Here is an 11,894-nt window from a genome sequence, read left to right as displayed (position 1 = left end):
CACCGAAACCCACCAAAGCAGGGCCCGGCCGCCCTCCCGGCTCCCGCAACCGCAGACCCGCACCCCACCACGACGTCGGGAAGACCGTCAGACGGGACCTGACCGTGACCGCCCACCAGCAGCGAAAAGGTTAAAAATCAAGCTGAGACCGACTCCGCCGGGCTCGAGACCGACCTCCGCCGCCGGGCCTGAGACCTCCGAAGACGCGGGGTTCAGACGGCGGCGCGGCCGCCGTCGACCGCCAGTATCGCGCCGTGCACGAAACTGGACGGCTCGGAGGCGAGAAAAACGATCGCCTCGGCGACCTCCGCCGCCGTCCCCGGTCGCCGGGCAGGCCCGGCCGCCGCCGCCTGGTCGAGGGCGGCGCCCCTGGGGGCGGTCCCCTCGGTGCGGGTCGGGCCGGGGCTGACCGCGTTGACCCGCACACCATGCGGTCCGTACTCGGCGGCCCATGCCTTCGTCAGCAGAACCAGCGCCGCCTTGCTGGCGCCGTAGAGGCCGAGGCTGGCGGCACCGTACGCGGCCGCCGCCGTGGTGACGTTGACGATCGCGCCGTGGCCGCGCCGGGCCATCGTGGGTGCGAGCTCCGCGACGAGGAAATACGGAACCCTGACGTTGAGGTCGAACGTCGCGTCGAAGTCCGCCTCCGTCGTCTGCTCCGTCGGGCCGAACGGAAAGATTCCAGCATTGTTGACCAACACGTCTATCCGGCCGAACCGGGCCACCGCAGCGCGCGCGAGTCTCCTCGCGGAGAACTCGCCGCGCAGCTCGGCGGCGATAAAGTCCGCCGCGCCCCCCGCGTCGACGATTTCTGCGACGACCTGCTTTCCACGCTGCTCATCCCGCCCGGCGACCACGACGTCCGCCCCTCGCCTGGCGAGCGCAATCGCGGTCGCCCGGCCGATCCCACTGGTCCCTCCGGTCACCAGGGCTGACRAGCCGGACAGGGTGAGCCGGTCGTCGCGTGGGTGGGCGGACGGCCGGGCGATCTCGCTCATCAGTGGTTCCGGCTGAAGACGTAGTCGGTGAAGGAGAACAGAGGGGCCACGCGTTCCAGGGGCAACTCCCGGACGGCGTCCAGTTCCTGGCGCGCCAGCATCCCGAACCGCTCGATCTCCCGCACCGCACGCGCCCGGCCGCCGGCCCGAGTGACCAGGTCGGCGGCGTGCCGGGCGTCGTCCTCGCTCACCGGTCCCCGGTCTGCGTAGAAGCGCGAGAGCTCGGCCGCCTCGGGAGTACCGGAAGCCAGGGCGGCCGTCACGGGGAAGCTGCCCTTCCTGCTGCGAAGGTCGGAGCCGACGGGCTTGCCGGTGCGCGCTGGATCACCCCAGATGCCCAGGACATCGTCGGCTATCTGGAACGCCAGGCCAAGATGAAGCCCGAACCGGTTGAACCTCTGCGTCGCCTCCCACGAGGCGCCGGCCAGCAGGGCCCCCAGCTCGCAGGCGCAGGACAGCAGCGCAGCGGTCTTGTCCTCGGCGACCGCGAGCGCCTCGTCCAGGCTGGTCTCGGCCCTGCCCTCCAGCAAGAGGTCGGCCATCTGCCCGGCGGCGAGCCGGACGATGGCGTCGGCCAGCAGCCGCGTCGCCCGCGGTTCGTAGCTCGACGACCCGGTTAGCATAAACGGGGCCTGGGCCAGCAACAGATCACCCGCCAGGATGGCGGCCGGTACGCCGTACTCGCACCAGACAGCCGGGCGGCCGCGGCGTTCGGCGTCACCGTCCATGATGTCGTCGTGGATGAGAGAGAAATTGTGGACCATCTCCACGGCAGCCCCTGCGATCGTGACGCGGGAGATGGTTTCGGGGTCGTCCGTGAAACACTCGCCGGCCAGGACGGTGAGCGTGGCGCGCACCATCTTGCCGCTGCTGGTCGTCGGCGGCAGATCGATCTGCGGCCACCCGAAATGGTGGGCGATCATGGGCCGGAGCCGTTCGTCGAACGCGGTGACCGCCCGATGGAGAAGCGGGGTGACCATACGGTTCACCCGCTCGATCTCCGGCGGAACCGCGTTCGAGGTCGCGTTCGAGGTCTGGGAAACACGTGCGCGTTGGGTTGCTGCCGTCTCGGTATGCACAACTCACCTCGGAAGTCTCGGACTCAGGAGTGGAGTTACCCTCCGGCGGGTCGTGCGGGCCACCGGCGGTCGTGTCGTCCAATCACGGGAAGGCGCCGGGGCGTGTTCATATGGGCGAACGACTGGGCCGGGAACTCTGGTCCGAAACCTCGCTAATCAGCTCGGCGGGCACGGTGACATCATCGAACCAGCGCCCTCCGAAGGGACGCGGCATGGGCAGGATCTGATCGCTCGAATAGGCGAGGATCTTGCGGTTGTATGCTCGTACCTCGTCGCGCAGGGAGGCCGGCAGCCCGCCGTCCAGAGTCAGCGCGCGTTCCATTTCCTGGAGCAGCCGCCGGGTCTGGTCTATCGTCTCCAGCACGGCCTCGCAGAACTCGCCGCGCAGGACGCCGTACTCGCCCTTGATGCTGACCAGCCGGGCGATCGCCTCGTAGGAGACGTCCTGCAGCTCGCGCCGGCTGAGCCACTGCGTCTCATAGTTCAGGCGGCGGTACCACAGCGGTTCGATCATGGCCTGCCGGTGCTCCTCCAACGTGCGGTGGAATATCCGGTAACCGTGCCGCTCTGGCTCCTCGAAGAATCGGCACCCAGGGTCGAGGAAGGGCACCATCGGGCAGATCAGCGGCAGCGCGGGCCACCCGCCGAATTTTTGTATGAGGCGCTCGGAGTACGCGACCGTGTCCATCACCGACTGGCGGTCCTGGTACGGCATGCCGATGAAGAACCACACCATGACGCCCTTGACGCCGGCGTCCAGGGCGCGCGGGATCCACCGCTCCATCTCCTCCATGGTGAACGTGCCGCGACCGGCCGCCCTGCTGATCCTGGGGTCGTGGGACTCGGGTGAGAGCAGAATGTAGGCGTCGGTGGACTCACCCATCTTCTTCAGCGTGTCGTCCGGCGTCAGGTTGAACTGCTCGAAGTAGACGCTCCGATAACCGAAATCGTGCACGGCGTCGAGATAGCGATGCATGCGCGACTTGTTTTCCGAGTAGCACTGCAAGGCATAGATGGAGGTGTGCCTGGCCGCCTCGCCCATCGTCCTGAGCTCTTCGACGATCAGATCGTTGTCCTTCTGGACCAGCGTCTTCCGGACGTCCATGATGTTGCGGTAGGCGAATCGGGAGCCCCCGCACCAGCCGCAGTCGTGAGCGCATCCGGTGTTCGGAAGCGTCATGATGAGCTTGCTGGACAGCGGCGTGACCGGCGTCTTCTGGTAGTACGACCAGCTGTTGACGACGTTGTTGTAGTTCGTCGCGGGCTTGTGGTCGAATCCCGTGGACTCGATCTCGCCACCGGATGTGTAGACCAGGTTCGGGACCGTGCGGAAATCCCGGTTCCCGGTGAGCACCTCCTCGGTGAGGCGACGAACGGGTTCGAGGGCGTCGTAGCCCCGGACGACGACGTCCACCGCTTCGTAGCGGACGAGTTCCTCAGCATAGTAGGTCGCCGAAATGYCACCGAAGACGGTCAGCGCCTCAGGATGCACCCRCTTGACGATCTTCGCCAGCTCAATCGAGCCATAGCACTGCGTCATCCAGTGCAGGTCGAAACCGAAGATCRGCGCTTCCATCCGCCCGATCAGCGCCTCTACGTCCAACTCCGGATGCATCAGCATCAATGATGCGATATTGACGATGTCACATTGCACGCCGTGGTCGGCGAGGTGCTGTTTGATCGAGAACCAGCCGATCGGGTACATCTCGTAGACGGACGTGACGTTGACACTGTCACTGTCGCTCAGGTAGGCGAACAGGATGTCGTCGCGATCACGAAAATCGAAGACGCTCGGAGCATGGATGAGGAACATGTCGGACTTCAGTTCACGCATGGGCAGAACTCCGCCCCTCATGCAGGATAGAGGTGAGGTTCTCCAGATTCTTGAACGTCTCCGGGGTAACGTCGCGCAGGGGTATCCTCACCTCGAACTCGTCGTAGATGTAGGCGATCAGAGTCGCGGTGTTCAGCGAGTTGAGGATGCCCAGTTCGAGCAGCGGCGTATCGCTGGCGAGCTCCCCCTGAGGGTCTCCGGCCAGGAAGCTCTCCCGGATGAACGCGAGCAGCTTCGATGCGATTTCTTCTCGTTCCTGCGTGGCTGTCACCGAGTCTCCTCACACGTTGTATTGAGCGACCAGGGCCGCGAGGTCGAGCTTYCCCCGGTCATTGCGAGGCAGCTCTTCGACGAAACGAACGTCGTCGGGAATCATCTGCGGGGGAAGCCGCTGCGCCAGATGGCGTCTGAGCGCGATGTTCCCGAGGGCGCTTGCCGGGGTCCGTGTCACGAAGGCGGCCAGACGTCGGTCGAGCCCCTCCCCCACGGCGGCTACCGCGGCCTCGGTCACCTCCGGATGCGTGTGCAACGCCGCGGCTACTTCGCTCAGTTCAATGCGGTAGCCACGGACCTTGACCTGCCCGTCGGTACGCCCCAGGTAGTCGAAGGAGCCGTCGGGGCGGACCTTGACACGGTCTCCGGTGGCGTAGGGGCCGTTCTGCGCCGGCTGACCCCAGTACCCGAGGAAGACGGTCGGGCCGCTGACCATGAGCTCGCCCTCCTCGCCGGGGCCGGCCACCCGGCCGTCGGGCTTGCTCGCCCAGACCCGGTCGCCRCCGCAGGCGGTGCCGATCGGGACCGGAACATCACGCTCAAGGTCCTCGGGCCGGACCTCGTGGCAGGTGCACACGTTGGTCTCGGTCGGACCGTAGAGGTTGAGCAGCCGGGCATCGGTCCACTCGGCGAACCGCCGGACGTGGTGAATGGGGAAAAGCTCGCCCGCGAACAGCAGCGCGCGCAGCGACTCGGGTGCCGGTCTGTCGAGCAGGCCGCCGTCGCACCGCATGAGGATCAACACTGAAGGAACGGAATACCAGACGGTGATGCGCTCGTGGTGCAGGAATTCGACGAGACGCCGCGGCGCGTACGCGAACTCGCTGGGTACCGGACAGACTGTCGCGCCGACCGCGAACGCCGCGTAGATGTCCAGCACTGACAGGTCGAAGGAGAATGACGCATGGTTGGCGAACCTGTCCCCGGGACCGGCCGACAGTTCCTCGACGGCCCACTCCACGAACGCCAGGGCGTTGCGGTGGCTGACRGACACACCCTTCGGCGTCCCCGTCGAGCCCGAGGTGAAAAGGATGTACGCGGGCTCGTCCTGGCCGACGCGGACGCGGACCGCCGTGCGCGCCCGCGCACTCTCCGGTGCCGCGTCCGTGCCCTTCGGAGGAGCGGTGTCAATGCGGACCAGGTCGTCGGGAAGTTCGCCGGCAACGCGTGAGAGCAGATCGGCCGGGGCGCACAGCGCTCGCGCCCCGCACTCGCGGACGATGGTCGCGACGCGCTCCACGGGACTGAGGGGGTCTATCGGGACATAGGCAGCACCGAGCCGCAGGACCGCCTGCATAGCGGCGAGCGCGTCCGCCGACTTCGGGCTCCACACGAGAACGCGGTCGCCCCGGCCCACGCCATGGCCGGCCAGCACGCTGGCCAGGGCGTCAGCGCGGGCATCGAGTTCCACGTAKGTCACCGCGCCGCAGGGGCCCGCCACAGCCAGGGCTTCGGGGGTCCGCGCCGCGGTCCGGGCCATGAGTTCGTGGAGGTTGACGGGCTTGMTCACAGGCCCATCCCCCTGGCGATGATCTCTTGCTGGATGTCTGTCGTCCCCGAGAAGATGTGGAGCGGCACGACGTCCATCAGCTGGGTACCGATCCCATCGGCGGTCAGGTATCCCCGCGCGCCGAACAGCCGGACCGCGTCGACGCTGTTGGCGACCGCGGCCTCCGCGACGGCCACCTTGGCGAGCGCCGCTGCCTCGCCGGCGTCCGGGCCGTCCTGATCGACCTCCCAGCAGGCCCGATACAGCAACAGGCGGCTGCTCTCCAGGCGCCGTTTCATCGTGGCCAGCCGGTGGGAGACCGCCTGGAAGTCCCCGATGCGCCTGCCGAACTGCCGTCGTTCCCTGGCGTGCGCGACGCAGCGGCGTAGCTGGGCCTCCATCGCCCCCAGATAGATCGCGGGCAGGCAGGCCCGTTCCCAGGACATGGACTCCTGGAAGATGGCGCTTCCGTGGCCCTCCGCACCCATCAGGTAGCGGCGGGGAACGCTGCATTCGGTGAACTCCACTCGCGCGGCGGCACATCCGTCGAGGCCCGCCTTCGCGAGGGTGGGGCCGATCCGGAGGCCGGGCGCGTCTGCGGGGACGGCGAACGCCGACAGGCCCAGATAACCGGCAGCGGGCGAGGTGACCGCGTAGGTGACGAGAACATCCGCCAGCGGGCCGTTGCTGACGAACGACTTCGCCCCGTTCAACACGTAGTGGTCGCCGTCGGACACCGCGGTCGTCGCGATCCGGCTCACGTCCGACCCGGCGCCGTCCTCGGTCATCGCATTGGCGGCGATCATCTTGCCGGAGCTCAGACCGCGCAGCAGGTCGGACCGTACCGGCTCGTGGGYGTGCGCCGCGAGAGCGGTGCCGCAGGCCAGCAGGTGCGCGGCGATCGCGAAGGCGAGTCCGGTCTCGGCGCCGCCCGCGCAGAACGCCTCGAGGCCGAGAGCGGTGTCGAGCGCACCGAGCCCGCCGCCCCCGTGCTCCTCGGGCAGGCACAGGCCCGTGATCCCGAGTTCCCCCGCGGCCTGCCACACACCCCTTCCGGCGGCCGCTCCCGGCTCTGGGTGGGGCAGGCCGCCAGCGGCGTCGCGGATGCGCTCGCCCCGCCGTCGTTGGCGCGCAGTGAGCTCAAAGTCCACTGCACTGGGCCTTACGCCGTTGTGTCGGGTCGAGGTCGCGGATGCGGAGGACAGCCGCCTTGTAGGTTACTCCCGGGGAGAAGCCGCACAGCAGCACGTGATCTCCGGCGCCGAGGCGGTTCGTCGACAGCAGGTGGTGCAGCGCAGCCACGTGATCGCTCGCGCCGAGGTGCCCGACGGTCCTGCTGAAGTCCCACGTCGACCGTTCCAGGGAGAAACCGAGGATCTTGAGGTAGGAGGTGGCCGCCTGGCGCGGCATGCTGTGGACAAGGACGTGCCTGATGTCGCGGGCCGCTACACCGGCCTCCTCCAGCGCCCGCTCGGTGCATTCGAGGTTGTGCCGCTGATGGCCCAGCAGCAGCCGCACCCATGACCCGTCGCTTTCGGCCTTCCTCTGGAAGTCGGTGCTTCTCGCCCCGTAGTCCAGCGCGCTGCCGGCCGTGGCGTTGGGCGGGAACAGTGGCACTCCGGATCGGTGTGCCTCCTCCATCTCCGAGAACGTGGCCGAGCACAGGGATCTCAGCTCCGCGAATCCCGCGGTGGTGCTGACCACCACGGCGCTGGCGCCGTCGCCCAGAAAGGACACCCCGGCGCCGGGGTTCCACCGGTCAATCAGCCGCGTGCCGAAGTTGTCGCTCGCGGTCACAAGCGCCGCCGGGATCCCAGGAGAGGCCTGAAGATATGCGGCGGCCAGTTCCAGCGCGCTGAACGTGCTGTTGCAGCCGTTCCTGACCTCGACCGCGAGCAGGTCGTCGCCAAGCAGGTGTCGTTGCAGGTACGCCTGCGGACCCCATCCGTCGGGGCCCTGATGCCAGACCCCCGTGTACAGGAGCAGCCCGATGTCCTCGGCGCTCGTCTCGCTGGCCTTGAGCGCCTCCGTGGCGGCGGCCAGGGCCATTTCCGGCGCCGAGATCCGCCCCGCGACGGCGACCCCCGAGAGGTCGTACTCCGCCGCCGTGCCAGCCGGGACCAGTCCCTGCCGCACTGCCGATTCGATACTTTGCGCCGTTGGCAGGAACACGCCGACGCCGGCGAGGTATACACCCCGGACGCGCACTTGTGCCCCCTTGTTCAGTCGGCGTCGTGCGTTCGTCGCACCACGAGGGCCGATAGCGAGCGCAGCGAGCTGGCGGCGCCTGGAGATGTCTCCCTCTCCCAGTCGATGCGGAACTCCGCGGCCACCTTGTCGAGTAGAAGGACCAGCGTGAGCGAGTCGACGCCGAGCTCCAGAAACGATGCGTCGCGCTGGATCGCAACATCGGCCGAGCGCTGCTCCCAGACTTCCTCGAGGATCGACTCGAGACGAGCAAGAACATGCTCTGGATCGGTTTTCTTCGCGGCCATGTTCATGGGACCTCGGTTCGACTCGCGGATCTGCCACGACGCCTCGGTACGGCGGCGAAATCAGCACCTCGCCAGCACCGGCGGCTCTCGCACCCTTCTCCCTTTTTCCTGCTCGTAAACTGTTCAAAAAACGCGATTCCTCCCTGGCGTACCCTGACTTGTGGGGGACCGTTACGGTCGCCGACCTTCTCACGTCGGCTTACCAGGCGACGGGAAGGGATGTGGGCATGGCGGCGAAAGAGGCCGGCCGCACCGTCAGGTCCGCAGCCGGCACCGTCAAGCGCATTTGCGGGAAGCGCAGGGCCAACTGCCTGAAGGCGATCTCCAGTTCCAGCCGGGCGAGCGGAGCTCCGATGCAGTACCGCAGCCCGAAGCCAAAGGAGAGATGCGGGTTGTCCTCGCGGGTGATGTCGAACTGGCCGGGGCCGGGGAAGACTGTATCGTCGTGGTTCGCGGCGTAGATCTCGAGCATCACCAGCTCGCCGCGCCCGACGGCGACCCCGGCGATCTCCAGATCCTCACGGGCGTAGCGGATCACCGGGCGGAGCAGACGGCTGACGACCCGTACGCTCTCCTCCGCCACGGAGGGGCTCAGCTCCGGATTGCCGCAGAGCGTCTGCCACTGCTCCCGGGAGTCGAGCAGGAGCGCCGTGCCGGCGCAGAGCGCCGCCGCGGTGGTCTCGTACCCGGCGAACAGCACGCCCATCGCCAGCTGGGCGACCTCGTCGTCGGACAGGGTTCCGTCCTCGCCCAGCCAGGAGATGACGTCCTGGCCCGGCCGCGTTCGCTTGCGGACCACCAGTTCTCGGCCGTAGCGGTGCAGGCTGGCCAGCCCGGCCGCCGAACGTTCCCGGTCGCCGGCGTCGCTCACCGMCGTCGTCCATTCGTCCAGGGACGCCCTGTCCTCCGCCGGAACCCCAAGCAGGTCGCCGATGACCGCCCGCGGCAGGGGCAGCGCGAGGGCATCGGCCAGATCCGCCGGCGGGCCCTGCTCGGCCAACCGGTCCAGGAGAGCACCGGTCGCCGCCTCGACCCGGGCGCGCATGGCCTTCACGTGCCCCGGTGAGAAGAACGGCTGCAGGCGTGCCCGCATCGTCGCGATCCATGCATGCTCGGTCTCGTAGTCGCCGCGCGGACCGTCAAGCAGCTCGGAATCACCGCTGCGCGCGGCGTTGGCGGGGTCGGGGTGGCTGCGACCCAGCCGTGAATCGGCGAGCAGACCTTTGATCTCCTGATATCCGGTCACCAGCCAGGCGGGGTCGCCCACGGATGTGCTGATCCGGTGCACCGTCCCCTGCTTCTGGAGCGACCCAAGGTTGCTTTGCGGTCGCGCCGGATGCGGTGGGTCGAGCGGAAGCTGGATCTGGGCAGCCATACCTGGTTACCTCTTCCTGTAAGCACCGGAAGTCACTCTGCCGGGCGCTGTCAGCGCCGGCCAAGCCCCAATAAACAGGGGCTTCCTTACCTGTGATGTCGGTGTTGAAATTCTTCTGTGTCTCAGTACGATGCGTTGTCGTCCGTACGGCCGCCGAGCGTCGGATGGGAGGCTCGACTGGAAGCGGGATCTGGGCCGGTGCGAACCGGCGTGCTGGGTTGTGCAGATATAGCGTGGCGGCGGACCCTGCCTGCGATGCGGGCGGAACGCGCCATCGAGATACAGGCTGTGGCGARCCGCGACCTAGCGAGGGCCGAGCGGTTCACCAAACGCTTMGGCGGAGTAGCGGTAGCCGGTTATGAGGAGCTACTGAAGCGGGCGGACGTGGACGCCGTCTACATCCCGTTGCCGGCCGCGCTGCACGCCGAGTGGGTCGAGCGGGCGCTGCTGGCGGGCAAGCATGTCCTCGTCGAGAAACCCCTCACCACCGAGTCGCGAGAAACCAGACGCCTTCTCAGGCTGGCCGACGGACGGGGGCGCCTGCTACTGGAGAACATGATGTTCCTGCATCATCCGCAACACTGTCGTGTCGATGAGCTGGTGTCGGACGGGGCCATCGGTGAGATCAGGTCGTTCGTGAGCACCTTCACGATTCCGTCGAGGCCGCCTGATGACCCCCGCTACCGGCCCGACGTCGGCGGTGGCGCCCTCGTGGACATCGGGGTCTATCCCGTCCGTGCCGCGCTCCGCTTTCTTGGGCCCGACCTTCATCTGGTCGGCGCGGCGCTCCGGGTCCAACGACCAGGGGGGGTCCAACGACCAGGCGGCGCCGTGGTGGGCGGCAGCCTCCTGCTGTCCGATCCGAATGGCGTCACGGCTCAGCTCGCATTCGGAATGGAGCACTCCTACCGCAGCGGTTACGAGCTGCTAGGCGCTTCCGGCCGGCTCGCGCTGGACACGGCGTTCACGCCACCGCCCGAGCATCGCCCGGTCATCCGGATCGAGCGTCAGGACCGCCGTGAAGAGATCACCCTTCCGCCTGCGGACCAGTTCGCGAACATCATCACCTTCTTCGCGGCCGCAATCCTGTCCGACCCGGGCGTGACCACCCGGGAACTGGCCGCGAAGAATGATGACTCGCGCCGCCATGCCGATCTCGTCGACACCATCCGCGACCGGGCCGAGTACGCGTACGTCTCCTGAGTGCGCGCAGGAGGGATGCCGGTCGGTCCAGGTGGTCACCGTGGGTCCAGGGGCTTGCCGGGTGTGCTGGCGGAAGCCGCCGTGCCCCGCTAGACCCGTCTTCCGCACATGGCGCCCTGACCTGCGACGATGCGCCGCGTGATCGAATCGGTCGGCGCGCTGACCTGCAACGATGCGCGCATGTGCGGAGAACGGGGCTAGACATCGGGATTCACCCGAGCGACGATCCCGGCGGCGACCGCCAGGCCGACCAGGTGCGACTTGGTGTTCGCCCCGACCCGTCGCCGAGCCTCGGTCAGGTGTCCCTCCACGGTGGTCTTCGAAATGCCGAGCCGACGGGCGGTCTCCTTCGCGGTCAGCCCCAGCGCCGCGAGCCGGACCACCTCGGTCTGCCTCGCGGTGAGCACCTTTTCGAAATCTGGGATGTCGAATCCCATGGTGGTCATTCAGATCTTCTCTCATTCCGCTTCACGTCGGGATTCAGCAGGGACCGGTGACATATGACCTGATCCTTGGCGGTGCGTGCGGGCGGACTGGATGACTGTCGCCGTGACAAGGAGTTTCTTGTGCACCGACCAGCGGCCAGTGACTCCCGCGATCCGTATGCCGCCGACGTGCGCCGGCCACGAGTGCGGCTGGCAGCGAACGCACGCTGGCCGGGCAGATAAAACAAGTCGCGTCGACGCCAGCCAACCTGAATACCGTAGACGCAAAAAGGGCCGCACCCACCATCTTCCTCCGGATTTACAGTCTGCGGTATGGATTGAATCCAGTCGCACCGATCCGGTTCAGCCTATAGGAAAGCACCTCAATCGACAAGGTACACGTCCGACTGTGACGCACATTACAGACGGGGTGACTTTCTGCTACCGGAACCGATTTAAGGACCCTCGGCGGCGACTCGGATCCCGGCCGCAAACTGTGCGTCACTTTCGGCTGCAACGATTTGCAGCCGGGCTTTGACCTGGAGATAGAGGGGCGGTCGCCCACTGAAATGATCGCTTTCACGCCCGCAAAGATCGCGAAGTGGAACGGGTACGCATGTCTCAGCCTGGATGCACCGACGGGATTTCCGCACCATTCCAGTTGATCTGTAGCGATGGTTAACGTTCGGTAGTTGTCTGTGGGTGTGGCTGGTCGGCCGCTCA

Annotated in this window: 11 protein-coding genes; 1 reads left to right on the top strand and 10 read right to left on the bottom strand. The window is 67.4% G+C overall.

Annotation, left to right across the window (positions count from 1 at the left end):
• Window positions 1-212: 212 nt before the first annotated feature.
• The 9 genes from KBI5_RS16710 to KBI5_RS16670 form a co-directional block, all read right to left on the bottom strand.
• Entirely contained in the window at window positions 213-998 is a 786-nt protein-coding gene (locus tag KBI5_RS16710) for an SDR family oxidoreductase (RefSeq protein WP_085015767.1), read from the bottom strand.
• Window positions 998-1,978, bottom strand: a complete 981-nt coding sequence (locus tag KBI5_RS16705; protein WP_085015766.1) for a polyprenyl synthetase family protein — start codon at window positions 1,976-1,978, stop codon at window positions 998-1,000. Before KBI5_RS16705 ends, KBI5_RS16710 begins: the two co-directional genes overlap by 1 nt.
• 205 nt (window positions 1,979-2,183) lie before the next feature.
• Complete coding sequence (locus tag KBI5_RS16700; RefSeq protein ID WP_085015770.1) at window positions 2,184-3,890, bottom strand: cobalamin-dependent protein; 1,707 nt, start codon at window positions 3,888-3,890, stop codon at window positions 2,184-2,186.
• A gap of 13 nt (window positions 3,891-3,903) precedes the next feature.
• The gene (locus KBI5_RS16695; RefSeq protein ID WP_085015765.1) at window positions 3,904-4,182 is read right to left on the bottom strand and encodes an acyl carrier protein; all 279 of its coding nucleotides are present in this window, start codon (window positions 4,180-4,182) and stop codon (window positions 3,904-3,906) included.
• A gap of 9 nt (window positions 4,183-4,191) precedes the next feature.
• Entirely contained in the window at window positions 4,192-5,694 is a 1,503-nt protein-coding gene (locus KBI5_RS16690; protein WP_198537745.1) for an amino acid adenylation domain-containing protein, read from the bottom strand.
• On the bottom strand, window positions 5,691-6,824 hold the full coding sequence (locus tag KBI5_RS16685) for an acyl-CoA dehydrogenase family protein (RefSeq protein ID WP_085015764.1): 1,134 nt from the start codon (window positions 6,822-6,824) through the stop codon (window positions 5,691-5,693). Before KBI5_RS16685 ends, KBI5_RS16690 begins: the two co-directional genes overlap by 4 nt.
• Entirely contained in the window at window positions 6,814-7,809 is a 996-nt protein-coding gene (locus KBI5_RS16680) for a ketoacyl-ACP synthase III family protein (RefSeq protein ID WP_198537743.1), read from the bottom strand. Before KBI5_RS16680 ends, KBI5_RS16685 begins: the two co-directional genes overlap by 11 nt.
• An 86-nt stretch (window positions 7,810-7,895) precedes the next feature.
• A complete protein-coding gene (locus KBI5_RS16675) occupies window positions 7,896-8,168 on the bottom strand; it encodes a phosphopantetheine-binding protein (protein WP_157902532.1) in 273 nt (90 codons plus the stop codon).
• Between the two features lie 199 nt (window positions 8,169-8,367).
• A complete protein-coding gene (locus KBI5_RS16670; protein WP_085015761.1) occupies window positions 8,368-9,543 on the bottom strand; it encodes a cytochrome P450 in 1,176 nt (391 codons plus the stop codon).
• Between the two features lie 117 nt (window positions 9,544-9,660).
• Here KBI5_RS16670 and KBI5_RS16665 point away from each other — a divergent pair, with 117 nt between their 5' ends.
• Window positions 9,661-10,746 (top strand): Gfo/Idh/MocA family oxidoreductase, encoded by a 1,086-nt coding sequence (locus KBI5_RS16665; RefSeq protein ID WP_347272516.1) that lies wholly within the window; start codon window positions 9,661-9,663, stop codon window positions 10,744-10,746.
• A gap of 197 nt (window positions 10,747-10,943) precedes the next feature.
• Here KBI5_RS16665 and KBI5_RS16660 read toward each other — a convergent pair whose 3' ends face one another.
• A complete protein-coding gene (locus KBI5_RS16660; protein ID WP_085015760.1) occupies window positions 10,944-11,192 on the bottom strand; it encodes a helix-turn-helix transcriptional regulator in 249 nt (82 codons plus the stop codon).
• Window positions 11,193-11,894: the final 702 nt, after the last annotated feature.

It is taken from the genome of Frankia sp. KB5, from assembly GCF_002099325.1.
GTDB lineage: Bacteria > Actinomycetota > Actinomycetes > Frankiales > Frankiaceae > Frankia > Frankia casuarinae.
The sequence above is the reverse complement of the archived record's forward strand: the minus strand, read 5'-3'. Positions and strand labels throughout refer to the sequence as shown.

Bases quoted from the DNA above. Each gene is read 5' to 3' on its own strand.
- KBI5_RS16705 (WP_085015766.1), bottom strand. From the start codon at position 1,978: ATGGTCACCCCGCTTCTCCATCGGGCGGTCACCGCGTTCGACGAACGG.
- KBI5_RS16675 (WP_157902532.1), bottom strand. From the start codon at position 8,168: ATGGCCGCGAAGAAAACCGATCCAGAGCATGTTCTTGCTCGTCTCGAG.
- KBI5_RS16660 (WP_085015760.1), bottom strand. From the start codon at position 11,192: ATGACCACCATGGGATTCGACATCCCAGATTTCGAAAAGGTGCTCACC.